This is a genomic window from Luteimonas sp. A277 (assembly GCF_054052045.1).
In genome coordinates, this window is record NZ_JBSVRG010000008.1 from 1 (window position 1) to 24,566 (window position 24,566).

The 24,566-nt window shown below is 67.2% G+C and carries 18 protein-coding genes; 6 read left to right on the plus strand and 12 right to left on the minus strand.

The genetic code is table 11. The features are described from left to right. Positions 1-78: 78 nt before the first annotated feature. From ACW7G2_RS08985 to ACW7G2_RS08995, 3 genes are all read right to left on the minus strand, one after another. On the minus strand, positions 79-1,407 hold the full coding sequence (locus tag ACW7G2_RS08985; protein ID WP_456974900.1) for a TldD/PmbA family protein: 1,329 nt from the start codon (positions 1,405-1,407) through the stop codon (positions 79-81). Between the two features lie 25 nt (positions 1,408-1,432). Beyond that, positions 1,433-3,067: a TldD/PmbA family protein gene (locus ACW7G2_RS08990; RefSeq protein WP_456974902.1), complete on the minus strand. Its 1,635-nt coding sequence runs from the start codon at positions 3,065-3,067 to the stop codon at positions 1,433-1,435. A gap of 181 nt (positions 3,068-3,248) precedes the next feature. Continuing rightward, positions 3,249-4,883 carry a TldD/PmbA family protein gene (locus ACW7G2_RS08995; protein ID WP_456974904.1) on the minus strand — a complete coding sequence of 545 codons (1,635 nt, stop codon included), beginning with the start codon at positions 4,881-4,883 and terminating at the stop codon, positions 3,249-3,251. 148 nt (positions 4,884-5,031) lie between these two features. Here ACW7G2_RS08995 and ACW7G2_RS09000 point away from each other — a divergent pair, with 148 nt between their 5' ends. Both ACW7G2_RS09000 and ACW7G2_RS09005 read left to right on the plus strand, forming a co-directional pair. Continuing rightward, positions 5,032-7,386: an FdhF/YdeP family oxidoreductase gene (locus tag ACW7G2_RS09000; RefSeq protein WP_456974906.1), complete on the plus strand. Its 2,355-nt coding sequence runs from the start codon at positions 5,032-5,034 to the stop codon at positions 7,384-7,386. Then, positions 7,358-7,615, plus strand: a complete 258-nt coding sequence (locus ACW7G2_RS09005) for a hypothetical protein (protein WP_456974908.1) — start codon at positions 7,358-7,360, stop codon at positions 7,613-7,615. The genes ACW7G2_RS09000 and ACW7G2_RS09005 overlap by 29 nt, the downstream gene beginning before the upstream one ends. Before the next feature lie 188 nt (positions 7,616-7,803). Here ACW7G2_RS09005 and fdhE read toward each other — a convergent pair whose 3' ends face one another. The 4 genes from fdhE to fdnG are packed head-to-tail and all read right to left on the minus strand — an operon-like array spanning position 7,804 to position 13,464. Further along, complete coding sequence (fdhE, locus tag ACW7G2_RS09010) at positions 7,804-8,727, minus strand: formate dehydrogenase accessory protein FdhE (RefSeq protein ID WP_456974910.1); 924 nt, start codon at positions 8,725-8,727, stop codon at positions 7,804-7,806. Next, positions 8,724-9,419, minus strand: coding sequence for a formate dehydrogenase subunit gamma (locus tag ACW7G2_RS09015; RefSeq protein ID WP_456974912.1), 696 nt, complete (start codon positions 9,417-9,419; stop codon positions 8,724-8,726). Before ACW7G2_RS09015 ends, fdhE begins: the two co-directional genes overlap by 4 nt. Beyond that, complete coding sequence (fdxH, locus tag ACW7G2_RS09020; protein ID WP_456975217.1) at positions 9,416-10,342, minus strand: formate dehydrogenase subunit beta; 927 nt, start codon at positions 10,340-10,342, stop codon at positions 9,416-9,418. Before fdxH ends, ACW7G2_RS09015 begins: the two co-directional genes overlap by 4 nt. Before the next feature lie 56 nt (positions 10,343-10,398). Beyond that, complete coding sequence (gene fdnG / locus ACW7G2_RS09025; protein WP_456974914.1) at positions 10,399-13,464, minus strand: formate dehydrogenase-N subunit alpha; 3,066 nt, start codon at positions 13,462-13,464, stop codon at positions 10,399-10,401. A 248-nt stretch (positions 13,465-13,712) separates the two neighbouring features. On the opposite strand from fdnG, the gene ACW7G2_RS09030 reads away from it, so the two are divergent. The 3 genes from ACW7G2_RS09030 (at position 13,713) to ACW7G2_RS09040 (ending at position 16,812) form a co-directional block, all read left to right on the plus strand. Then, the gene (locus tag ACW7G2_RS09030) at positions 13,713-14,315 is read left to right on the plus strand and encodes a nitroreductase family protein (protein ID WP_456974916.1); all 603 of its coding nucleotides are present in this window, start codon (positions 13,713-13,715) and stop codon (positions 14,313-14,315) included. Positions 14,316-14,500: 185 nt separating this feature from the next. Further along, entirely contained in the window at positions 14,501-15,040 is a 540-nt protein-coding gene (locus ACW7G2_RS09035) for a LemA family protein (RefSeq protein WP_456974918.1), read from the plus strand. Continuing rightward, positions 15,037-16,812, plus strand: coding sequence for a DUF2207 domain-containing protein (locus tag ACW7G2_RS09040; RefSeq protein ID WP_456974920.1), 1,776 nt, complete (start codon positions 15,037-15,039; stop codon positions 16,810-16,812). Before ACW7G2_RS09035 ends, ACW7G2_RS09040 begins: the two co-directional genes overlap by 4 nt. A gap of 80 nt (positions 16,813-16,892) precedes the next feature. Here the strand turns inward: ACW7G2_RS09040 and ACW7G2_RS09045 are convergent, their stop codons facing one another. Both ACW7G2_RS09045 and ssb read right to left on the minus strand, forming a co-directional pair. Continuing rightward, positions 16,893-17,378: a DUF4019 domain-containing protein gene (locus ACW7G2_RS09045; RefSeq protein ID WP_456974922.1), complete on the minus strand. Its 486-nt coding sequence runs from the start codon at positions 17,376-17,378 to the stop codon at positions 16,893-16,895. Positions 17,379-17,496: 118 nt separating this feature from the next. Continuing rightward, positions 17,497-17,991 (minus strand): single-stranded DNA-binding protein, encoded by a 495-nt coding sequence (gene ssb, locus ACW7G2_RS09050; RefSeq protein WP_456974924.1) that lies wholly within the window; start codon positions 17,989-17,991, stop codon positions 17,497-17,499. Between the two features lie 186 nt (positions 17,992-18,177). Between ssb and ACW7G2_RS09055 the strand changes: the two genes are divergently transcribed. Next, positions 18,178-19,173: a polyprenyl synthetase family protein gene (locus ACW7G2_RS09055; RefSeq protein ID WP_456974926.1), complete on the plus strand. Its 996-nt coding sequence runs from the start codon at positions 18,178-18,180 to the stop codon at positions 19,171-19,173. Positions 19,174-19,209: 36 nt separating this feature from the next. Here the strand turns inward: ACW7G2_RS09055 and murD are convergent, their stop codons facing one another. From murD to ACW7G2_RS09070, 3 genes are read right to left on the minus strand one after another with little or no spacing between them, the layout of a single operon-like run. After that, a complete protein-coding gene (gene murD / locus ACW7G2_RS09060) occupies positions 19,210-20,649 on the minus strand; it encodes a UDP-N-acetylmuramoyl-L-alanine--D-glutamate ligase (protein ID WP_456974928.1) in 1,440 nt (479 codons plus the stop codon). Continuing rightward, positions 20,585-21,943, minus strand: a complete 1,359-nt coding sequence (murL, locus tag ACW7G2_RS09065) for a UDP-N-acetyl-alpha-D-muramoyl-L-alanyl-L-glutamate epimerase (protein ID WP_456975219.1) — start codon at positions 21,941-21,943, stop codon at positions 20,585-20,587. The genes murD and murL overlap by 65 nt, the downstream gene beginning before the upstream one ends. Before the next feature lie 5 nt (positions 21,944-21,948). Continuing rightward, entirely contained in the window at positions 21,949-24,549 is a 2,601-nt protein-coding gene (locus ACW7G2_RS09070; RefSeq protein ID WP_456974930.1) for a bifunctional aspartate kinase/diaminopimelate decarboxylase, read from the minus strand. Positions 24,550-24,566 lie beyond the last annotated feature (17 nt).

Consider the following 24,566-nt stretch of genomic DNA (forward strand, 5'->3'; position numbering starts at 1 on the left):
CCCCCCCCCCCCCCCCCCCCCCCCCCCCCCCCCCCCCCCCCCCCCCCCCCCCCCCCCCCCCCCCCCCCCGCCCGATGGTCACACCGCGTCGGAGAGCGAGGTGAAGGTGAAGTCGCGCAGCCGCATCGGCGGCAGCATCATCGACATCCAGCCCTCGCCCACGCGCACCGGCCGACCCAGCTCGTCGATGTTGTTGAGCATGATCACCGGCGACTCGTTGAAGCGGAAGTTCTTGATCGGGTGGCGGATCTGCCCGTCCTCGATGTAGAAGGTGCCGTCGCGGGTCAGGCCGGTCAGCAGCACGGTCTGCGGATCCACCATGCGGATGTACCAGGTGCGGGTGACCAGCACGCCGCGGTCGGTACCGGCGATCAGCTCGGCGGTCGACTTGTCACCCCCGGACATGATCAGGTTGCCGGGGCTGCCCGTGGCCCGCTGGCCCTGCTGCTGGGCCCAGTAGCGCGAATAGTTCAACGCCGCGACCTTGCCGTTCTCGATGATCGGCATGCGCTCGCGCGGCATGCCCTCGTTGTCCCACGGCATGACCGGCACGTCTTCGTTCCACGGATCGGCAATCACATTCACGCGCGGATCAAACAGCTGCTCGCCCAGGCGGTTGCCACCGCCGCGTTTGGACAGGAAGCTGCGGCCCTCGTCGGCGGTACGGGCGTCGAAGAAGCGCATCATGAAAGACACCAGCCCGGCGACCGCCGCCGGCTCCAGGATCACGGTGTACTTGCCCGGCTCCAGCGCGCGCGCTTCGGCCGATGCGCTGGCCTTGCGCATCGCCACCGCCACGTCGCGACCGGCGTCAAACTCGTTGGCATGACGCAGGCTGCGGCCGACCCAGCCCGAGCCCTGCCCGTCTTCAGTGCGCACGGTGCAGGTGTAGTCGAAGCTGGTCCCGCGCTGGTAGCCGAAGTTGCCGTTGCTGTTGGCGAACGCGGTGAAGCTCTGCCCGTCTTCCAGGAAGCCCGCAGCCACCAGGTTCTGGGCCCGGGACGGCGCGATGGAGTCAGCCGCCACGCTGGCGCGGAACTCCGGGGTGATCGCAGCGGTGGATTCGCTGAAGGTCGGGCTCGGGCGGTACTCCTGCGGCCCGATCGCCGGCATGAACTCGGCGTTCTCAGGCGCCAGCCGCGCGAGGTCTTCCGCCCTGCGCACCACGCGCTCCAGGGCTTCATCACTGAACTCGTTGATCGTGGCCGTGCCCACGCGTTTGCCGAACGCCACCTGCACGCTCAGCTCGGCGTTGGCAACCTCGCCACTGGTGGACACGCTGTTGCGGGCGAAGCGGATATTGCCCTCGACCGACCCGCTCAGCGTGGCGGTGCACTCGTCGGCTTTGGACAGGCCTACGACCTTGTCGAGGATGGCGCGGGCCTGCTCTTCGGTGAAGATGGTCATGTTGTGGAAGTCTCCTTGGTGCCGATCAGCCGAGCGAGCGGGCGGTATTGATCACGTTGATGCCGTCGAAGCGGGCGGTGGACGAGCCGTGTGAGACGGCCGAGACCTGCGAAGGCTGGCCCTTGCCGTCAAAGAACGAGCCGCCCAGGCGGTAGTCACTTTCATCACAGATCGCGCTGCAGGCGTTCCAGAATTCCGGGGTGCGGATCTGGTAGGCCACGTCCTCGATCATGCCGGTGATCTCGCCGTTCTTGATTTCATAGAACAGCTGCCCGCCGAACTGCGCGTTGTAGCGTTGCTGGTCGATCGAGAACGAACCGTCGCCAATGATGTAAATGCCGTTCTCGACGTCCTTGATCATGTCGGCCACGGACAGCTTGTTCCGTCCGGGCGCCATCGACACGTTGGGCATGCGCTGGAACTGCACGGTCGACCACGAGTCCGCGTAGCAGCAGCCGTCGGATTCGGTCTTGCCGAGGATGTGGGCCTGGTCGCGGATGGCCTGGTAATCGACCAGGATGCCGTCGCGAATCAGGTCCCAGCGCTTGCACTTCACGCCTTCGTCGTCATAGGCCACCGCGCCGAGGCTGCCGGGCTGGGTCTTGTCAGCGAAGATGGTTACCAGGTCGCTGCCGTAGCGGAAGGCTTCCTCGCGCTTGTCCAGGGTGGCGAAGCTGGTGCCGGCGTAGTTGGCTTCGTAGCCGAGCACGCGGTCGAGCTCCAGCGGATGGCCGACCGACTCGTGGATGGTGAGCCAGGTGTGCGAGGGGTCGAGCACCAGGTCGTAACGGCCCGGTTCGACCGAAGGCGCGGACAGCTTCTCCTGCGCCTGCTTTGCGGCGGCAACCGCATCCTCGACCATGTCGTAGGAGTGGCCGTAGTTGACCACGCCGTTGGGCGAAATGAATTTCTGCGCAGGGTCTGCATCGAAGTACTCGTAGCCCAGACCCATCGGCGCGGACAGCCCCGCCCGGGTGCGGAACTTGCCGCTGTCCTTGTCGATCGCGGTCACCGTCATCGGTGCCCAGATGCGGTGCACATCCTGGTCGACGTAGGAGCCGTCGGTGCTGGCGAAGTACTTCTGCTCATTGACCGCGAACAGGGTGGAATTGACGAAGCTGGCACCGGCGCCCATCGCCGCGGCGTTGACGCCCAGCAGCAGGTCCACCTTTTCCTTGACCGGCACTTCCATGGCGTTGCGCTGGATCGGCGTGCGCCAGCTGACCTCGCCCACGCCCTGTACCGGGGCCAGTTGCACCGGCTCGCTCTGGATGCGGGCGTTGGCCTTGGCAATCGCCGTGGCCTGGCGCGCGGCACCGGCTACGGCGTCGGGACTGATGTCGTTGGTGGCGGCAAAGCCCCAGGCACCGTCGGCAATCACCCGCACGCCCACGCCGGTGGATTCGGCGTTGACCACGTTCTGGACCTTGTCCTCGCGGGTCATGACGAACTGGCGCAGGTAGCGGCCGATGCGTACGTCGCAGTAGCTGGCGCCTGCGCCGGTGGCGGCCTGCAGGGCGGTATCGGCGAGCCGCTTCTTGATCGCGGGATCCAGGACGGTCATCAGCTCATCGGCGGCAACGGCCTTGCCAAGCCACGATGGCAGGACCAGCCCACCCAGTCCGAGGCCGCTCAGGGCCAGGAAGTCACGTCTGTCCAAGACAGGTCTCCAGTGCTGGATCGTTGCCGCGCACGGCTCATGACGATCGGGATGGGAGGGAGCGAATTGATGGCGTGACGCATGGCGTCAAGCTGCATCGATTCTTGCGGTCGGATGGTTGAGCGTCAAATGGCTTTCGGCATGGTGCCCAAGTCTGTAACCGCTCCTACCAGGGGAACGGTCATCCAAGGCTGCGGGCGGTGTTGATCACATTGATCCCGTCAAACCGCGTGGTCGAGGATCCATGCGACACCGCCGACACCTGCGAAGGCTGGCCCTTACCGTCGAAGAACGACCCGCCCAGGCGGAAATCCCGCTCATCGCAGATCGCGCTGCAGGCATTCCAGAACTCCGGCGTGCGGATCTGGTAGGCCACGTCTTCGAGCATCCGCGTGACCTCCCCGTTCTTGATCTCGTAGTACAGCTGCCCGCCGAACTGCGCGTTGTAGCGCTGCTGGTCGATCGAATACGACCCGCGGCCGTGGATGTAAATGCCGTCTTCCACGCCGGCGATCATCTCCGCCACCGTCAGCGGCTCCTTGCCCGGCGCCAGCGACACGTTGGGCATGCGCTGGAACTGCACCGTCGACCACGAATCCGCATAGCTGCAGCCGTCGGATTCGTCCTTGCCGAGGATGTGGGCCTGATCACGGGTGGCCTGATAGTCAACCAGCATCCCGTCCTTCACCAGGTCCCAGCGCTTGCACTTCACGCCCTCATCGTCATAGGCCACCGCGCCGAGGCTGCCGGGCTGGGTCTTGTCGGCGAAGAAGTTCACCCGCTCGCTGCCGTACTTCAAACCTTCGCGCATGCGCTCCAGGGTGGCGAAGCTGGTGCCGGCGTAGTTGGCCTCGTAGCCGAGCACCCGATCCAGCTCCAGCGGGTGGCCCACGTTCTCGTGGATGGTGAGGAACAGGTGGCTTGGATCGAGCACCAGGTCATACCTGCCCGGCTCCACGGATGGGGCGGACAGTTTTTCGCGCGCCTGCCTGGCCGCTGCCACCGCGTCTTCACGCATGTCGTAGGAGGTGCCGTAGGCGACCACGCCGCCGGGCAGTTCGATGCGCCCGGCCGGGTCGGCATCCAGGTATTCATAGCCCAGCCCCATCGGTGCGGACAGCCCGTCGCGGGTGCGGAATTTGCCGCTGACCTTGTCCACCGCAGTGACGGTGAACGGCGCCCAGATCCGGTGCACGTCCTGATCGATATAGGAGCCGTCGGTGCTGGCGAAGTACTTCTGCTCGTTCACCGCGAACATCCGCGAGCTGACGAAGTCGGCGCCGGCGTTGATCGCGTCGGCGTTCACGCCAAGCAGCAGTGCGACCTTTTCCTCCACCGGCACTTCCATCGCGTTGCGCGCGATCGGCGTGCGCCAGCTCACTTCGCCCACGCCGCGGACCGGTGCCAGCTGCACCGGCTCGGTCTGGATCCGGGCGTTGGCGCGGGCAATCGCGGTGGCCTGACGGGCGGCCTGCACCACGGCCTGCGGAGTGAGTTCGCTGGTGGCGGCAAAGCCCCAGGCGCCGTTGGCGATCACGCGCACGCCAACGCCGGTGGACTCCTCGTTGACCACGTTCTCAACCCGGTCTTCGCGGGTCATCACGAACTGGCGCAGATAGCGGCCAATGCGCACATCGCAGTAGCTGGCGCCACCGCCGGTGGCCGCTTCCAGCGCGGCGTCCGCCAGGCGGCGCTTCAGCCCGGGATCCAGCGCCAGCATCAGCTCTTCGGCAGCGATGGCGCGGCCAATGAAGGGCGGCAGCACCAGGGCGCCGATACCAAGCCCACCCAGGGTCAGGAAATCACGTCGATGCAAATCCGCTCTCCGTCGTCACAGTCGATCGAGCCTGCACGTTGCCGCGGCGGTGCGCATGGGTCAAACGGCATGGAGGCACGGCCGAATGGACTTGCCCCGGCCCCCGCGGGAAGATGAAGACAGGCTCCAACGTGATGAACAACCCGGAATGAGCAGCAAAAAGATCCAGGCGTTCGACGGCCCCGCCGGCGGCTGGCAGTCGCTGCGCAGCGTGGCCGCGCACTTGCACAAGGAAGACGTGGCGGTCAAAGGCGCGAAGACGTTGCTGTCGATGAACCAGCCGGACGGCTTTGACTGCCCCGGCTGCGCCTGGCCGGACCGCGACCACACCTCCACCTTCGAGTTCTGCGAGAACGGCGCCAAGGCGGTAGCGGCCGAGTCCACGCGCCATCGCGCCGGGCCGGAGCTGTTCGCCAGGTATTCGGTGGCAGAGCTGTCCGGCTACAGCGATCACTGGCTGGAAGGCCAGGGCCGGCTGACCACCCCCATGCGCTATGACGCCAGCAGCGACCGCTACCTGCCGATCGCCTGGGATGATGCTTTCGCCCTTGTATCAGGGCACCTCAACGGACTGGATTCGCCCGACGAGGCGGTGTTCTACACCTCGGGCCGCACCAGCAACGAAGCCGCCTTCCTGTATCAGCTGTTCGTACGCGAGTTCGGCACCAACAACTTCCCCGATTGCTCCAACATGTGCCACGAGCCTTCCGGCGTGGCGATGGGCGAGCAGATCGGCGCCGGCAAAGGCACGGTATCGCTGCAGGATTTCGAGCAGGCCGATGCGATCTTCATCTTCGGCCAGAACCCGGGCACCAACCATCCGCGCATGCTGGGGGAACTGCGTGACGCGGCCAAGCGCGGCGCGGCGATCGTCTCGTTCAACCCGCTGCGCGAGCGCGGGCTGGAGCGTTTTGCGGATCCCAAGGACGCGGCCGAGATGCTGCGCGGCGGTTCCACCCGGATCTCGTCGGACTACCTGCAGCTGAAGATCGGCGGTGATCTCGCGGCACTGAAGGGCATCATCAAGCACGTTCTTGAACGCGACGCCGAGGCGTTGGAAAGCGGACGGCCTTCGGTGCTGGACCTGGAGTTCATCCAGGCCCACACCAGCGGCTTCGAGGCCTTCGCCGCGGATGTGGCGGCGGAGTCCTGGGACACCATCGTCGCCGAGTCGGGACTGGAGGAATCCCAGCTGCGCCGGGTGGGCGATATCTGGCTGGGCGCGAAGCGGCTGATCTGCTGCTGGGGCATGGGCATCACCCAGCACCTGCACTCGGTCGCCACCATCCAGATGATCTGCAACCTGCTGCTGCTTGGCGGACACATCGGCCGCCCCGGCGCCGGCACCTGCCCGGTGCGCGGGCACAGCAACGTGCAGGGCGACCGCACCATGATGATCTGGGAGAAGCCGCCTCAGGCGTTCCTGGACCGGCTGCAGCAGGTATTCGGCTTCCAGCCGCCGCGCGAACCCGGCTACGACACCATCGGTGCGATCGAGGCCATGCGCGACGGCCGGGCGAAGGTGTTCTTCGCCATGGGCGGCAACTTCGCCGCGGCCACGCCGGATACCACCGCCACCCACCGGGCGCTGCGCAACTGTGCGCTGACCGTGCACGTGGCCACCAAGCTCAACCGCAGCCACCTTGTGCACGGGCGCGAGGCGCTGATCCTGCCCTGCCTGGGTCGCACCGAGATCGACATGCAGGCCGCGGGCCCGCAGCAGGTGACGGTAGAGGACTCGATGAGCATGGTGCACCTGTCGGGCGGCATCAACGCGCCGGCCGACCCCAGCCTGCTGTCGGAGCCCGTCATCGTTGCGCGCCTGGCCGAGGCCACGCTGGGACCACGCAGCAAGCTGCGCTGGCGCTGGCTGGCGGAAGATTACGATCGCATCCGCGACCTGATTGCCCAGGTGTTCGACGACTTCCATGACTTCAATGCCCGGGTCCGCGTGCCCGGCGGCTTCCGCCTGTCCAACGGCGCGCGCGAGCGGCGCTGGAGCACCGCTGACGGCCTCGCCGCATTCAAGGCCCATCGCGTACCGGTCAACACGCCGATCCACCGGGCGCGTAGCGGCCACGCCGGGCAGCCGGTGTTCGTGCTCAGCACGGTGCGCTCGCACGACCAGTACAACACCACCGTCTACGGACTAAATGACCGCTACCGCGGCGTGCACGGGGAGCGGCGGGTGCTGTTCGTCCATGCCGATGACATCGCCGCGCTGGGCATGGCGGCCGGTGACCGGGTGGACCTGGAAAGCCTGGCCGAGGATGGCGAGCAGCGCACGGCGAAGAGTTTCCTGCTCGTGGCTTACGACATTCCGCGCGGCTGCCTGGCGGCCTATTACCCGGAGACCAACGCGCTGGTGCCGCTGTCCAGCTTCGCCGAGCGCGCCCGCACGCCCACTTCCAAATCAATCCCGGTGATGGTGCATCCGCACCGTCCTGATCCACTCGCCAAGGGGCCGAGCCAGCGTGACATCCCCGCAGCTGTCATTGGCTGAGGCGCTGCTGGCCGAGCTGGCCCGGCACCCGGAAGGCATCGCTCTGCCACGCCTGCGCAAGCGCGTGGATGCACGCATGAGCCTGCTCATGCGCACCCTCGCCTGGCTGGGGGAAGACACCATTGGCGGTGTGGAAGGTGCCGGTCTGGTCCGGATCGAGCGTCGCGGCGACAACGAAGTCGCCCTGCTCACCGACCGTGGCCACGCAGCCATCCACCCTCCCCCGTAGGAGCGCGCCATGCGCGCGAAACCGCGTGAACTCCAGCGACCAGGAGAGGCTTCGGCCCCTGCGCCGTCACCGGAGGTTCGCCCCGATGATGCATGTCACGCGGCTTCGCGCGCATGGCGCGCTCCTACAGGGGGAGGGCCGGGGTGCCGGGCCCGAAGGGCCGCGGCGCTTCGCCGCGGCGGGTCCGGTCAGTAGCCGACCAGGTACGGGTTGAAGCCGCCGCGTACGAACTCGGTGTCCTTCATCAGCACGTCCAGGCCCAGGCTGCCGACGTCATCGGCCACCGGATCCAGGCTGGCGTTCTTCACCTGGTACAGGATCTTCACCCAGCGGTTGCACTCCCGGCAGGTCTCCGCCTTGACCGTGGCATCAATCGTTTCCACGGAGCGGTAGCGGACGTCCTTGTTGGAGCCACAGCACAGGCATTTGACCCGCACCTCGTTCCACTGCGTGGCGCAGCCGGCGCAGGTGGCATAGCGGATGCTTTCGATCCCCTGCGCTCCCATCACCGACGAAGTGACCGGCCGGCCGCCGCAGGCGGGGCAGATCCCGGTGCTGACGGGCACCAGCGCATCCACATCCAGCGTGGCCGCCAGCCGGGCGAGATGCACCTGCACCGCGGCCGCGGCGAACAGATGCGGCGCGGTGGCGTCGACCGGAATATCGTCACCAAGCACGTTGGACAGCAGCCACAGCCGCTGCTCCACATCGGCCGTGCGCACGGCCTCCAGCGCCTGCCGCGCCTCGTCCGGCATCTCCAGCCCGCCGGCCTCTTCAACCAAAGCCTGGAGTACCGCATCCAGCGCAGGATCAGCAGCCAGCTTTTCCCGGTCGATTGGCGGCATCGCGCCGTCGGCGGCCTTGGCCAGCCGCTCTGGAGCCAGCGGCTCGACCGGCGGCAGGGTCACCACCAGCCGCGCCTGCAGGCGGGAGATCTCGGCCAGGAAACGCAGGTACGGCGCCAGCTCGTTGCTTTCGGCAAGGAATGCGAACCGTTTCGCGCGGGTCTGGAACAGCTTGACCGGCTCGGGCAGGAAAGCCAGCGGCGGCTTTGGTACGCCGCCGATCATTGAAGGATCCGGCTTCAGCGCGTCTTCCACCTTGTCGTTCACAGGCGCTCCGAGCCGTCGGACTTGCGTCCGCCGGCCAGCTCCCGCAGCCACTTGCGATGGTGGCGGAAGGCCCAGCCACCGGTCACGGTGCCGCGGGTCATCGCGCGGATGGTTCCGCGAGTCCAGATGGCCGCATAGACATGGGCGATGAAGAGCAGCAGCAAAAGGATCGCCGCTACCGCGTGCACCGCTACCGCCACCCGGCGTAGCGGGATCGAGAACAGGTGTGCGGTGTACTGCTCCCAGATCACGACCCCGGTCACCACCATGGCCAGGATCAGGAAGGCCATGCCCCAGAACACCAGCTTCTGCCCGGCGTTGTACTTGCCCAGCTCTGGCAGGGCCGCCTCGTTGGCCTTGAGCACATCACCGATCTTCCGGCTCCATTCAACGTCGTCCCGACTTGGCAGGTTGAGCCGCCACATCTGCACGAACATTCCCAGGAAGCTCAACGTCAGCACCAGGCCCACGATCGGGTGCAGCCAGCGCGTGGTCTGGCCGCCTCCGAACAGGTTGGTCAGGCCGTACAGCGAAGGATGGAAGAAGGCGAAGCCCGACAGCAACAGCACGATCATGCAGACCGCGGTCAGCCAGTGGTTGGCCCGGGTGAAGCCACGGTACCGGTTGACCACGACGGGGCGGCTGGATTCAATCCTGTCGCCGGGCGCGGAATAGACGCGATTGTCACTCATGGTGCCCGCCTCCCGTCGTCATCGTGGCTGTCAACCAGCTGCTGTGCCTGCTCTTCTTCCTCGGCGCTGACCTTGTTGGCACGCGCCACCAGGCCGTGCAGCGCGGCGCCGGCCAGGGCCACGCCCGCCGCCACCAGCCCCACTTCCTTGGCCGGGCCCTTCCAACCGGCTACCACCGGGGAAATCCTGGGATCATCCGGCAACCCCGCATAGATCGAGGGTTTGTCGGCGTGGTGCAGCACGTACATCACGTGGGTGCCGCCCACTCCCTGCGGATCGTAGAGACCGGCGTTTTCGTAGCCGCGCGACTTGAGGTCGGTGATGCGCTCTTGTGCAAACGCAACCTGCTCGTCCTTGGGCCCGAAGGTGATGCACTCCGTCGGGCAGGCCTTGGCACAGGCCGGCCCCTGCCCCACCGCAACGCGGTCGGAGCACAGCGTGCACTTGGTCGACACCTGTGCGGTCTTGTGGATGCGCGGGATGTCGAACGGGCAGCCGGCCACGCAGTAGCCGCAGCCGATGCAGTTCTCGGAAATGAAATCGACGATGCCGTTCGAGTACTGCACGATCGCCCCGGGGGCCGGGCATGCCTTCAGGCAGCCTGGATCCTCGCAGTGCATGCAGCCGTCCTTGCGGATCAGCCACTCCAGGTCACCGCTGTCGGGGTTCTCGTATTCGGTGAACCGCATCAGCGTGTACATGTCCGGCGTGAGGTCGTGGGGGTTGTCGTAGACGCCCACGTTCTCCTCGAGCTCCGGCTCCAGGTCGTTCCACTCGACGCAGGCTGCCTGGCAGGCCTTGCAGCCAATGCACCTGGACACATCGATCAGCTTGGCCACCTTGGTCAGGTGCCGCTCCGGTGGAGGAAGGTCGGCCGTGGCCGACGATCTCACCATGTCGCTGGGCAGCAGGTTGGAAGCCATCGGCTGCACCGGCGGATTGGCCGCCGCCGTCACCGGCTGGGGAGCGCGTTGGTTGCTCATGCCGGCACCTCCTGATCCGCGGCCCGTTCGATGTTGACCAGGTACGCCTTGAACTCCGGGGTTTCGATGTTGGCATCGCCAACGAACGGGCCCAGCGTGTTCGAGCCGAAGCCCTTGCGTGCCGCGCCCTTGAAGCCCCAGTGGATCGGGATGCCGACGATGTGCACCGGCTTGCCGTCACACACCAGCGGCTGGATCCGCTTGGTCACCACCGCCTTGGCCCATATCTGTCCGCGCGAGGACCACACCCGGACCCGATCGCCCTTGGTGATGCCGCGCTCCGCCGCCAGCTGTTCGCTGATCTCGACGAAGAATTCGGGCTGCATCACCGCGTTGGTGTGGTTGTGCTTGGTCCAGTAATGGAAGTGCTCGGTCAGGCGGTACGACGTGGCCACGAACGGGAACTCGTCGCTGGACCCGAGGCCGGCCAGGTCATCCGGGAAGATCCGGGCCACCGGGTTGCCGCGCATCTTGCGGTTGAACGGGTTCTCCACGGGGCTCTCGAACGGCTCCATGTGGGTCGGGAACGGCCCGTCGCGCATCAGCCTGCGGCTGAAGAAGCGGCTGGTGCCTTCCGGGTTCATGATGAACGGACCGACTTCGCGTGGATTGGCCGTCAGGCCGATGTCGGGCACGTCCGCCCCCACCCAGCGTTCGCCGTTCCACTCCACGATGACCCGTTCCGGATCCCACGGCCGGCCGTCCAGATCGCAGGAGGCGCGGTTGTACAGGGTCCGGCGGTTGGCCGGCCAGGCGAACGACCAGTTGGCGTGCACGCCCATGCCGCTGGGATCGCTGTTGTCGCGGCGGGCCATCATGTTGCCCTCCTCAGTCCAGCAACCGGTGTAGACCCAGCAGGCGGCCGCAGTGCTGCCGTCGTCGCGCAGCTCGCCGAAGCTGGACAGCTGCTCGCCATTGCGTGGGCCGCCTTCCAGGTCCACCAGCGCCTTGCCGTTGAGCTCCCGGGCGAGTTCGGCCGCGGTCGGATGCAACGGATCGGCGTAGTCCCAGGTGAGGTTGAGGATCGGCTCGGGCACCTTGCCGCCCTCCTGCTCATACAGCTTGCGCACCCGCTGGAAGATGTTGGCCATGATCCAGTTGTCGGTCTGGGCCTGCCCCGGCGGGCTCGCCCCCGGCCAGTGCCACTGCAGCCAGCGGCCCGAGCTCACGGTCGCGCCCTCGTCCTCGGCGAAACACGTGGTCGGCAGTTCCAGCACTTCGGTCTGGATGGAAGCCGTGTCGACATCGTTGTAGATGCCGTGGTTCTCCCAGAACGCAGCCGTCTCGGTTTCCAGCGGATCCATCACCACCAGCAGTTTGAGCTTGGCGAACGCCTCGGTCATCTTGCCGCGGTTGGGGAAAGCGAGGATCGGGTTGAAGCCCTGGCAGAAGTAGATGTTGACCTGGTCATTCTTGAGCATGTCGAACATCTTCATCGCGTCATACTGCGCGATGTCCAGCTTGGGCAGCCAGTCATAGCCCCAACCGTTTTCCGCAGTAGCCGCATCGCCCCACATCGACTTCATGAAACTGACGAAGAACTTGTTGTAGTTCTGCCAGTAGCTCGTCTGGTTGGGACGCAGCGGCTTGTTGCCACGGGTGGAAATGTAGGACTCGAAGTCCAGCTCGCTCTCGGTCGGGATCGCCAGGTAACCGGGGATCAGGTTCGACATCAGGCCGATGTCGGTCAGTCCCTGGATGTTGGAGTGCCCGCGCAGCGCGTTCATGCCGCCGCCAGGAACGCCGATATTGCCCAGCAGCAGCTGCAGCATGGCCATGCCGCGGATGTTCTGTGAACCCTTGGAATGCTGGGTCCAGCCGAGTGCGTACATCGACGTCATCGTCTTCGTCGGGGAAGACGTTTCGCCGATCATCTCGCAGATCGTCAGGAACTTTTCCTTCGGCGTACCGCAGAGGTTCTCCACGAACTCCGGCGTGTACACGTCAACGTGCTGGCGCAGCAGGTTCCAGACGCACCGCGGGTTGTCGAGCGACGGATCGGTCAGCACATAGCCGTCGTCACCGATCTGGTACTCCCAGCTCTCCTGGTCGTAGCGGCGGTTCTCTTCGTCATAGCCGGTGAACAGGCCTTCGTGCCAGCCGAAGTCCTCCCGCACCAGGTAGGACGCGTTGGTGTAGTTGTTGACGTAATCCCACTGGATCTTGTCGTTTTCCATGCACCAGCGGATCACCCCCATCAGGAAGGCGATATCCGAGCCCGGCCGGATCGGGGCGTAATAGTCGGCCACCGACGCGGAGCGGTTGAAGCGGGGATCGACCACGATCAGCTTCGCGCCACGCTTGCGCTTGGCTTCGGTCACCCACTTGAAACCGCAGGGGTGTGCTTCGGCGGCATTGCCGCCCATGATGATTACGAGGTCGGTATTGGCGATGTCCGTCCAAGAGTTGGTCATCGCACCACGGCCAAACGTCGGGCCCAGACTGGACACCGTGGGGCCGTGTCAAACCCTCGCTTGGTTGTCGAACCCGACGATACCCATCGAGCGGACAGCCTTGTAGGTCAGCCACGCTGTTTCATTGGTGGTCGCGGACGCGGCCAGGAAGCCGGTGGTCGTCCAGCGGTTGACGGTGACTCCGTCCTCGTTGCGTTCAATGAGGTTGGCGTCGCGGTCGTCCTTCACGGTACGGGCGATCTTGTCGAGCGCCTCGTCCCAGGAGATTTCCTCGAACCGGTCCGAGCCCGGGCGGCGGATGCGCGGGTGGGTCAGGCGGCTTTCCGACTTCACGTAGGACTTGAGCGCCGCGCCCTTCGGGCACAGGGTGCCGCGGTTGACCGGGTGATCGGCGTCGCCCTCGATGTGGAGCAGGTCGGCGTGCTCGCCGGCGTTCAGGTCGCCTCGCGAGTACATGATGACTCCGCACGCCACTGAACAGTAGGTGCAGATGTTGCGGGTTTCGGTGGTGGTGGCCAGTTTGAACTCGCGCACATGGGCGGTAGTGGCGGCTTCTGCCGCACCAAAACCCATGGCACCGAGCGTACTGGCTGCCGCCCCCGCGCCTGCGAGCTTCAGGAAGCCGCGGCGGGACAGTTCGACAGTCATTTCTTCATTCTCCTGGCACCTGTCGGCGGATGGGTGCACGTGATGATGTTCTCCCGCGGGTATGGGGGAGTCAAGGAAGACATCCGATATGACAAACGCATGACAACCTGGCATCCCGAGAGGACATAAACAATACTTTGCGTGCCCCAACAAGAACCTTTGTTCCAAAAATGAAGGTAACTGAGGAAGCGTCGGAATCTAAACTTCAGGTCTGATTTTTAGTTTCCCCTCCCAACAGGATCTGCATCATGACCAACAACCGCTTCCTCGACGTCGCTCGCAAGCGCCGCACCCAGTACGCCTTGGGCAACGACCTTCCGATCAGCCAGGACCAGGTGACCGGCCTGATCCAGGAAGCGGTGCGCCAAGCGCCCTCTTCGTTCAACTCGCAGAGCTCGCGCGCCCTGATCCTGCACGGCGCCCAGAGCGCGAAATTCTGGGAGATCGTCAAGGACGAACTGCGCAAGATCGTCCCGGCCGATAATTTCGCCACCACGGAACAGAAGATCGACGGTTTCGCCGCCGGCGCCGGCACCGTGCTGTTCTATGAGGACACGGCCCCGGTGGAGGCGCTGCAGGAGCAGTTTCCGCTGTATGCCAACAACTTCCCGATCTGGTCCGAGCACAGCACCGGCATTGCCCAGTACGCGGTATGGATGGCGCTGGCCGAAGCCGGCATCGGCGCCAGCCTGCAGCACTACAACCCGCTTCCTGACAAGGCGGTTGCCGCCGAGTGGGACATCCCGGAAAGCTGGGTGCTGCGCGCGCAGATGCCGTTCGGCAGCCACGCTGGCGAGATCGGCGACAAGACCTTCATCGAAGACGCAGAGCGCTTCCGCGTCGCCGCCTGAAATCCTGCCTCAGCCGGCGTCGCGGCGCCGGCTGAGGACCCTTTCCTCACCGCCATAGCGCGGACCCTGTCGATGTCGCAGATCGCCACCGCGTAGCGCTGGCCGCTGCAGGCGGGTGGCTACACCCCAGCCCCGGGGCCACCATAATGCCGCTCAAGGAAAGGGAGGCAGGACAGATGATCGCAATGGCGCTGTTGCTGGGTGGGATGCTGGCCTGGGCGGTGTTCGCCTACAATCGGCTGGTACGACTGCGCAACCAGGTCCGGACCGCGTGGGCGGATATCGATGTGCAGTTGATCCGGCGCCACGACCTGGTACCGCAGCTTGTTTCGGCGGTTCGCGCGTATGCCGGCCATGAAGCAGCGGTGCTCGAAGCGGTGACCGCGCTGCGGGCGCAGGCAATGCAGCAACAGGCACCCCGGGCGCTGGGCGAGGTGGAGTCCGCGCTGGAGCAGGCCATCGGCAGGCTGGTTGTACTCGGAGAGGCCTATCCGGCCCTCAAGGCCAATGAGAACTTCGCTCGCCTGCAGGCGGATCTGGTGGAGGTGGAGGAACACCTGCAGTACGCGCGCCGCTTCTACAACGGCGCAGTGCGGGACTACAACGATGCCACCCAGCGGATCCCGGACCTGGCCATTGCCCGGAGCTTCGGGTTCAACGCGGCGGAATTCTTCCAGGCCGGGAGCGACGCACGTATCGCTCCCACGGTGAGGCTGGAGCCGTGACCCGCCTGCTGGCCGTGCTGCTGGCCGTGCTGCTGGCGCTGATCTGGACCTTTCCGGCGACAGCCCAGGATCGCGCGGGTGAGCGCATCCTGCGCTACGACGTGGACATCGCCATCCAGTCCGACGGCAGCCTGGACATCACCGAAACAATTGCGGTCCGGGCCGAGGGCCGCCGCATCCGCCGCGGCATCACCCGGGAGTTCCCCACCCGCTACCGTGACCGCTGCGGAGACCGGGTGGTGGTGGATTTCCAGGTGCTGGACGTGCAGCGCAACGGCCGGCCCGAACCGTGGTTCACCGAGCGGATCGGCAACGGCGTACGCATCAATACCGGCAACGATGATTTCCTGCCGGTCCCGGCCGAGCACATCTACACGTTGCGTTATCGCACCACCCGCCAGCTGGGCTTCTTCGACGCTCATGACGAGCTGTACTTCAACGCGCTCGGCCACGGCTCGGTTTTGGCGGTGGAACGCGGCAGCGTGTCCGTTCGCCTGCCTGCTCCGGTGCCCGCTGCCGACATGGACATTGATGGATTCACCGGCGCCACGGGCACGCGTGGCAAGGCCTTCCGCGCCAGCGTACCGACCCCGGGAGTCGCGCACTGGGAGCTGGCCGCGCCGCTGAAGCCAGGGGAAGGATTGACCGTGGTGGTCGGCTTTCCCAAGGGAATCGTGGCCGAGCCGGGCTGGTTCCAGCGGGTGGCCTGGCGCCTGAAAGACAATCGCGCCGGCATCGTGGCACTGGTCGGATTCGGCCTGTTGCTGGCCTACTGCATCCGCCGCTGGCGCCTGATCGGGCGCGACCCGCGGCCCGGCACCATCATCGTGCGCTACGAGCCGCCACCGGACTATTCACCCGCCGAGCTGCGCTTCATGCAGCGCAAGGGCTACGACAGCACTGCCTTCAGCTCCGACCTGCTGGTTGCTGCGGTGAACGGCGCAGTGACGATTCACCGCGAGGAACGGACACTGCGCGCGGATCGCTGGACCGTGCAGCCCGGAGAACCTGGACCATCCACGCTGCACCCGGACGCGCCCCCAGCCCGCCTGGTCGAACAGTTGTTGCCACCCGGCGGGAAGAGCCTTGAACTGCACCAGGAGAATGCCTCCCGGATCCAGAAAGCCATGGCGGAGCACGGCAAGCAGCTCCGCAGCCGCATCATTCCCACGCTCTATCGCGCCAATCACGGCAGCGTGGGCATTGCGGTCCTGATCGCCGCCATCACCGTCATCGGCACCGTCCTGGCTGCCTCGCTGGCCGGAGGGGGCTGGGTCCTGGCCGCGCCCCTGCTGCTGGCAACACTGGTGACCACGGTCATCTTCGGCCTGGTGATTGGCGCACCCACTGCGGACGGGCGGCAGCTGCTGGACGAGATCGAGGGCTTCAAACGCTATCTCAGCGTCGCCGAGCGGCAGGACCTGCAGCAGTTGGAAGGCCCATCGGAGCACGAACCCGGCCTGGATGGCGGCCGCTTCGAACGGCTGCTGCCATATGCCGTGGCGCTGGAGGTGGAAGAGGCCTGGACCCGCAAGTTCACCGCGGCCGCGGGCGCAGCGGCGGTCGCTGCCGCCACTTCGGCAATCACCTGGTATTCGGCCAGTGGCCACGGTGCGGGGATCGGTGACATTGGCGGGATGACCCGCGCCCTGTCCAAAGGCCTGAGCTCGCAGATCGCCTCGTCCTCATCGCCACCCGGCAGCTCCTCCGGTGGCGGCGGAGGCGGTTTTTCCGGCGGCGGAGGCGGGGGTGGGGGCGTCGGCGGGCGCTGAGCCCGTCGCGACCGGCGAAGCCTGAAACGACAGCGGGATCCCGAAGGATCCCGTTGCATACGCCCCACCAGCCCTGCTGATCAGCGCAGGCTGTATCCCGACACGCGCCAGATCTGGTCTTCATCCAGCCGGAAGGAAACCAGCTCGCGCACCGGTTCGGCACTGTTGGCAAACCGGGTGGGGAACGCGATATTGATGTACAGGCCGGCGGGCACCTCGCCGCCGTCCTGGAACTGGGTGCGGGTGACCACCGCCTGACCGCGCTCGGTGGGGGCGCCAAGCCTGGCCCGGTCGTTGCCCACCTGCTGGACAAAGCTGTCCCGCGGCAGCATCTGCTTGACCACGTTGGTGGACAGGTCCCACACCTCGCCGAGCTGGTTGCTGTCGATCAGCTGCACGACCTGCTGCGCCGCGTTGGTCATCTCGACATCCTGGCGGGCCAGCTGGGCCTGCTGCTCCGGGGTGAGCTGCGCCTGCTCCTGTGGCTGGGCCGCCGGCTGCTGGGCAGACACCGTACCCATGGCCGCGGAAAGGGCGACTGCGAGCGCGATCGACTTGAACTTCATCCCGGATACCCCTTGCATGTGCGTTGAAGAAGGGCGCCAGTGTATGCCAGCGACGGCGGGGCAGCGCAAGCCCCGCCGCGGCCGGAATGGCCCCCGATCACTTCCCAACTGCTGCTGTCTAGAACGGGATGTCGTCGTCGGAGAAATCCTCGGCCGGCGGGCGCTGCTGCTGTTGCTGCGGCTCCGCGCGACGCTGCTGCTCCTGGCGCTGCGGCCTGCCACCGCCACCGCCGCCACGCTCATAGCCGCCACCACCACCGCCACCACCACCGCCTTCGCCGCGACCGCCGAGCATCTGCATCTCGTTGGCGACGATCTCGGTGAAGTACTTCTCCACCCCATCCTGTCCGGTGTACTTGTCGTAGCGGATCTCGCCCTCGACGTAGACCTGGGAGCCCTTGCGCAGGTACTCGGCGACGATCTCACCGAGCTTGCCGAAGAAGGTCACCCGGTGCCACTGGGTATTTTCCTGATTGTTGCCGTCGCGATCCTTGCGCACGCTGGTGGTTGCCAGGCTGATCTTGGTGATCGCCATGCCACCCTGGGTGTACTTGGTTTCCGGATCGTTGCCGAGGTTGCCGACCAGGATCGCTTTATTGATGCCACGGGCCATGAATTCTTTCCTTGCAGATGTGGCCGGCGCAGGGGCACGGCCGTTGGGTTCGGGGACCATTGAAGTATACCGGCGCCGGGCCTGCCATCCCCGGCCGGCCCGGCGCCGGGTCAGAGTCCGCCGCGCGGGCGCGTGGGGCAACTCCCGGGCCCGTATAATCCCCGGTCCCCCAGCTCCTGCATACCCATGGCCCAGGCAAATACCGCACCCGTCCCCGACCTTGCCGCCATCCAGGCATTCGCCGCCGCCGACATGGCCGGCATCGATGCCCTGATCCGGCGCCGCCTGGCCTCCGATGTGGTCCTGATCAACCAGGTGGCCGAACACATCATCTCCGCCGGCGGCAAGCGCCTGCGGCCGATGCTGGTGGCCCTGGCCGGGCGCGCCTGTGGCGGCCACGGCGCCGAGCACCACCAGCTGGCGGCGATCATCGAGTTCATCCACACCTCCACCCTGCTGCACGACGACGTCATCGACGAGTCGGACCTGCGGCGTGGACGCAGCACCGCCAATGCGATCTGGGGCAACGCCGCCAGCGTACTGGTGGGCGACTTCCTGTATTCGCGCAGTTTCCAGCTGATGGTGGAGCTGGACCGCATGGAAGTGATGCGGATCCTCGCCGATGCCACCAACCGCATTGCCGAGGGCGAGGTGCTGCAGCTGCTGCACGTGCGCAACCCGGACGTGGACGAGGCGGCCTACCTGCAGGTGATCGAGCGCAAGACCGCGGTGCTGTTTGCCGCCGGAACGCGCCTGGGTGCGCTGGCTTCCGGCGCCGATGCAGCGCTGCAGCAGCGCCTGCACGATTACGGCCTGCAGCTGGGCTACGCGTTCCAGATTGCCGATGACATGCTCGATTACGCCGCCGAAGGCGCCGACCTGGGCAAGAACCTGGGCGACGACCTGGCCGAGGGCAAGGCCACCCTGCCGCTGATCCACGCCATCGCCCACTCCGACGCGCCGGTGCGTGAACGCCTGCGCGCGATCGTGGAAGCCGGCGACGCGGGCGCCATGGATGAGGTGCTGGCCGCCATCCACGCCTGCGGCAGCCTGGAATACAGCCACCAGCGCGCGCTCGAGTACGCCGCTGCCGCCGAAGCCGCTCTCGACGGCCTGCCTGAAAACGACGCCGTCGCCGCCCTGCGTGGCCTGGCCCGTTACGCGGTCAGCCGCGGGTACTGAGCGCGGCAGCACCCGGTGCCACCCGGCCCCGGGTGGTCAGGCAATGCCCAACCCGGGGATCGCGGTGATGAGCTCGGGATCGAAGCCGGCCAACTCTGCAAAGTGCCGCCCGCGCGCGGTGTAGTCGCGATAGGGCCCGAAGCTGGGCGCGCCCGGCGACAGCAGGATCACCCCGCCCTCCCCGCCCATCAGCCGCTGCGCCGCCTCCACCGCCATCGGCAGTTCCTCAGCGGCGGCAAGCTGCATGCTGCCGCCCGCGGCCAGGGGTTCAAGCAACGCATGGATCCGCGGCCCATTGGCGCCCATGGTCACTGCAGCGTGCGGCGGGCGCAGCGCGATGGCATCGGCGAATCCGCTCCAGTCCAGTCCGCGATCATGGCCGCCAAGCAGGATCGCCACGCGCGCATCGCGATACACCTCCAGCGCCGCCAGGCTGGCTGCCGGCGTGGTGCTGATGGAATCGTTGACCCAGTGGAACCCCGCCCGCTCGCCCAGCGGCTGCAGCCGGTGCGGAAGCGGCGCGAACCCGCGTGCCTGCGCCGCCAGCGGCGCCGGATCCAGGCCAAATGCCTCGATCGCGGCCAGCGCTGCGCACAGGTTGATGCGGTTGTGCCGGCCCGGCAGCGGCACGTCTGCGGAGTCCAGCACCGCCACGTCACCGCGATACACCACCTGGTCGCGAAGATGCCATCCCGATTCATGGTTGAACCAGGTGACCTTGCTGTCCGGCAGCTCCAGCCCGGACAGCCGCGGGTCGGCCGCATTGAGCACGGCATGGCGCGGCCGGGCTGCGGTCAGCAGGACCAGCTTGTCCTGCACGTAGCGCTCCTCGCTGCCGTGCCAGTCCAGGTGTTCCGGGAAGACGTTGCTCACCACCGCCACCTCTGGACGCACGCCCGAAGCGGCCACGTCGCCGGTCTGGAAGCTGGACAGCTCCAGCACCCAGGCCTCGGCCTGGCCATGCAGCAGCTCCAGCATCGGCATGCCGATATTGCCCGCCAGTGCCGTGCGCACTCCGCCCGCACGCAGCAGGTGGGCCAGCATCGCGCTGATGGTGCTCTTGCCCTTGGTGCCGGTGACGCAGATGGTGCGCGCATCGGGCCGCGCCGCGAACCACAGCGCGGTGCCACCCAAAAAACGAGTGCCGCTTGCCTGGGCCTCCAGCAGCTCGGGCCGGTAGGCGCTGATGCCCGGCGACTTCACCACCACGTCAAAGGCGGCCAGCCGTTCGGCCGAGACCTCGGTTTCCACAACCAGCCCGGTATCGGCGGCCCGGACCTGCCCTGCCTCTTCGGGCGAGCAGAACAGGGTCAGCGAAGCCGGGCCTTGCGCCAGCTCGCGCAGCGCGGCATGGGCGGCCTGGGCCTCGCGGCCCCAGCCCCACAGGGCCACACGCTGCCCGGCGAGCAGGTCAATCGCCGGGGGCGAAGCGTTCACGCAGCCGCTCCCACAGCTGGGCCGGGATGTTGTGCTCATCGGCAGGAACCAGGAGCGGCGCAATGGCAGGTACGTCGTCCTGCAACTGGGGCGCGATCACCCGGGCAAAGCGCTTGACCACCGCGTCCTCGCGCCACTCCGGGCGAGCCGCCAGCGCGGCCATCGCCGCCCGCGACTCGCGCGCTTCGCCCACGCATTCAAACGGCTTGTGGTCGCGGAACTCCATCAGCGCGTCGTAGCCCGGGATCTGGTCCTCATCATCAAGCAGGTTGCGCCCGAGGATGGCCACCAGCCGCGGCTTGGGCATGAACGGCGCCAGCGCCAGGAACACGAAATGGCACTTGGGGCACACCCCGCACCAGCGGTTCACCGGGCGCTCGCCCAGCAGGTGGAAGTTGCGGTTGCAGCTGGAGAAATGCGCGTCGTAGCGGCTGGACTGGGCAAACTGCCGCGCCACCGCCAGTTCGCTCAGCGGCCGCAGCAGCGAGTAGTAGCGCAGGTCCGCGGCCACGGTGGCCTGCAGGTGCTCGCCGAAGGCGCGCTCGAACGCCCAGCCCTTGGACCACTGGTGGTTCACTTCGCCCGTGCCTTCGATCAGGCTGCCGTAGCTGGCTGAACGCTCGTTGGAAAACACTACCTGGTCCACGCCCAGCACGATCGCGGCAAAGGCGAGGATGGCGGAGTTGATCGCGGTCACCGGGATATGCCCGTTCCAGGCGCCCATCCGGTTGTATTCGAACAGTTCCGGCGCAAGCTGGCGGCCGATATTGAACGTGGCCAGGCCGGTGTGTGCGGCGCAGGCGCGGATCAGCTGCGAGCCGCCGATCCAGGACACCGTCTGCTCCACGTCCAGCGCTCGCAGCGCCTCGATCGACACCAGCGAGTCCTTGCCGCCGCCGATCGCCACCAGCGCGTGCCTGCGCAGGCCCAGCGCCGGGGCCGCTGCGGCCGGCGCGGCATCGCGCGGAAAGCGGATGTGCCCGTGCAGGTCCAGCCCGTTGCGATAGGCGAACTCGCCCAGGCCGTGCAGGTAGATCTCGTCCATCAGCCCGGCGGTGGCCGCATCGATCGCGTAGCCGTCGATACGGATGTCGCGTGGCGCCGCCGCCTTGTAATAGCTCACCCCGGCGATCAGGTGCAGCAGCTGCAATGCCCGCTGCGCGGCTTCGGTCTGGAGCTCATCCAACTGGAAAGGCGCGCCCGGCAGGGTCACCTGCTCGATCAGCTCCGGCCCGTCATCGAAGGCATAGACCAGTTCGGCCAGGCCGGTAGCCGGGTCGAAGCCGCAGCGCACGAACCGGAACGTGCGCACCGCGTCACGCGAGAACTCCACCGCACTCACTTGATGATCTCCACGCGCGGCAGTTCGCGCAGGTTGTAGGTGTTGGCCATGACCATGCCGTAGGCGCCGGTGTCGGCCACCAGCAGCACGTCGCCAGGCGCGGTGGCCGCGGGCAGCGGGCGGCCGGTGCCCAGCACGTCGCCGGTTTCGCAGATCGGGCCGACCACGTCGAAGTCGACCAGGTCGACATCGTCCAACCGGCTCAGGTTGTGGATGTCATGCCAGGCTTCGTACAGGGCGGGGCGCATCAGCGCATTCATGCCCGCATCGCCGCCGACCCGGCGCACGCCGTGCTTTTCCACCACTTGGGTGGTGGTCAGCAGCAGCACGCCGCACTCAGCCACCAGGTAGCGGCCCGGCTCGATCGCGATCCGGTAGCCGGGATAGGCGGCCTTGACCTCGGCGATGCCGGCGCTCCAGGCCTCCAGGTCGAACGGCTCGTCCTCGGCGCGGTAGGGAATCGGCAGCCCGCCACCGATATCGATGGTGTCGATGCTGCCAATGCGGTTGGCGATGCCACCCAGTTCGTCACACACCGAGCGCCAGTGCTCAGGCGTATCCACCCCGCTGCCGAGATGGGCGTGCAGGCCGTCGACGCGGATATCCAGCTGCCGCGCGGCCTCCATGAATTCCTCGATGCGCGCCACCGGCAGGCCGAACTTGGATGCCACGCCGCCGGTCTTGACCTTGGCGTGATGGCCTTCGCCGCGGCCCAGGTCCACCCGCAGCCACAGCTTGCGGCCGCGGAACACATCCGGCCAGCGCCGCAGCGCTTCCACGTTGTCCAGGGTCACGATGGCGCCCAGCTCGAACGCGCCCGCGTATTCGTCGATCGGCGCGAAGCTGGGCGTGAACAGCAGCCGCCCGGCTTCCAGCCCGGGCACCGAATCCCGCGCGTGACGCAGCTCGGCCAGCGACACGCATTCCAGGCCGAAGCCCTCCTCCGCCAGCGCATTGAGGATGTCCGGGTGCGGATTGGCCTTGATGGCATAGAAGCGGCGGTCCACGGGCTCCATCGCCGCCAGCGCCCGGGCACGCTCGCGCACCGTTGGCAGGTGGTGCACATAGGTGGGCGTGCCAGCGGCGGCCAGCGCCAGCAATTGCTCGCGCTGGCCCTGCCACCACGGGGTGCCGCGCACCCGCGCCGTACCGGACAGCTCGCTCCAGCGCGGGCCGAACACGCCCTGCTCGTGCGCCGGCATCGCGCCACTGGCGATCAGCTGCGCGTGCAGGGTGGCCAGGATGCCGTCGGCGTCGGCCTCGTCGATCACGAAGGTGAGGTTGAGGTCGTTGGAGGACTGCGAGATCAGGTGCACCCGTTCCTGGCCGAAGGTGGCCCAGATGTCCGACAGCTTGTGCAGCAGCGAGCGCATGCCGCGGCCGACCAGGGTGATCGAGGCGCAGGGCGCGATCACCTTGACCCGGCAGCACCTGGCCAGGTCTTCCGACAGCCGCGCCAGCACGTCGGTGCTGACCAGGTTCTCGCTTGAATCCAGCGATACGGTGACGTTGGTCTCCGATGAGCCGAGCAGATCCACCGACAGTCCGTGCACGCGGAAGATCTCGAACACATCGGCCAGGAAGCCGACCTGCTGCCACATGCCCACCGTTTCCATCGATACCAGCACGATGCCGCTGCGCCGGCTGATCGCCTTGACCCCGGGCACGCTGCCGGCGCCGTCATCGATCACCGTGCCGGGCAGGTCCGGACGTGCGGTATCCAGGATCGCCAGCGGCACGCCCGCTTCGCGGCACGGGCCCAGCGCGCGCGGATGCAGCACGCGGGCACCGGTGGTGGTGATTTCCTGGGCTTCGGCGTAATCCAGCCGCTGCAGCAGGCGCGCATCCGGCACTTCGCGCGGGTTGGCGCTGAACATGCCCGGCACGTCGGTCCAGATCTCCACCCGCTCGGCCCGCAGCCGGCCGCCAAACAGCGCCGCCGAGGTGTCCGAGCCGCTGCGCCCGAACAGCGCGGTGCCGCCGTCTTCATGACGGGCGATGAAGCCCTGGGTCAGCAGCAGCGGCGCATCCGACTGGGCGGCGAAGCGCCCGCGCCATTCGTCATCCGCCTCGCGGCGACCGGTGGCGGCCATCCGCGTGGTCCAGTCGGTCTGGTTCGGCAGTCGCTGCGCCTGCAGCCAGTCGCGCGCGTCCAGCCAGCCGAAATCCAGGCCCTGGGCACGCAGGTAGGCCGCGCCGAGGGTCGACGACAGCAGCTCGCCCTGGGCCAGCACTTCGGCCTGCCAGTCCAGTGCACGTCCGGCGGCGCGCGCATCCACTGCAAGGGCCTGAAGGGTGGACAGGCGCGCTTCCAGCACCTGCTCGGCATCCAGCCCGAGCTCGGCGGCGAAGTCGCGATGCACCCCTGCCAACCGCTCGAAGCCCTGCTGCGTGTCCACGCTGCCGTCGGCGATCTCCTGCAGCGCGTTGGTCACCCCGGCCAGGGCCGAGACCACGACCAGTGCGCGCGCCTGGTGCAGTTGCGCCCGTTCGGCGGCCAGCCGTCCAATGGTGTCCCAGCGCTCACGCTTGGAGACGCTGGTGCCTCCGAACTTGAGGACGATCCAGCGGGCGTTCAACGGGACGATCTGGGGCATTGGCAGCAGGATTCCGG

Excerpts from the sequence above, each read along its gene's own strand:
- ACW7G2_RS08985 (WP_456974900.1), bottom strand. The coding sequence starts at position 1,407 with ATGACCATCTTCACCGAAGAGCAGGCCCGCGCCATCCTCGACAAGGTC.
- ACW7G2_RS09000 (WP_456974906.1), top strand. The coding sequence starts at position 5,032 with ATGAGCAGCAAAAAGATCCAGGCGTTCGACGGCCCCGCCGGCGGCTGG.
- ACW7G2_RS09015 (WP_456974912.1), bottom strand. The coding sequence starts at position 9,419 with ATGAGTGACAATCGCGTCTATTCCGCGCCCGGCGACAGGATTGAATCC.
- fdxH (WP_456975217.1), bottom strand. The coding sequence starts at position 10,342 with ATGGCTTCCAACCTGCTGCCCAGCGACATGGTGAGATCGTCGGCCACG.
- ACW7G2_RS09030 (WP_456974916.1), top strand. The coding sequence starts at position 13,713 with ATGACCAACAACCGCTTCCTCGACGTCGCTCGCAAGCGCCGCACCCAG.
- ACW7G2_RS09035 (WP_456974918.1), top strand. The coding sequence starts at position 14,501 with ATGGCGCTGTTGCTGGGTGGGATGCTGGCCTGGGCGGTGTTCGCCTAC.
- ACW7G2_RS09045 (WP_456974922.1), bottom strand. The coding sequence starts at position 17,378 with ATGAAGTTCAAGTCGATCGCGCTCGCAGTCGCCCTTTCCGCGGCCATG.
- ssb (WP_456974924.1), bottom strand. The coding sequence starts at position 17,991 with ATGGCCCGTGGCATCAATAAAGCGATCCTGGTCGGCAACCTCGGCAAC.
- ACW7G2_RS09055 (WP_456974926.1), top strand. The coding sequence starts at position 18,178 with ATGGCCCAGGCAAATACCGCACCCGTCCCCGACCTTGCCGCCATCCAG.
- murD (WP_456974928.1), bottom strand. The coding sequence starts at position 20,649 with ATGAGCACAACATCCCGGCCCAGCTGTGGGAGCGGCTGCGTGAACGCT.
- ACW7G2_RS09070 (WP_456974930.1), bottom strand. The coding sequence starts at position 24,549 with ATGCCCCAGATCGTCCCGTTGAACGCCCGCTGGATCGTCCTCAAGTTC.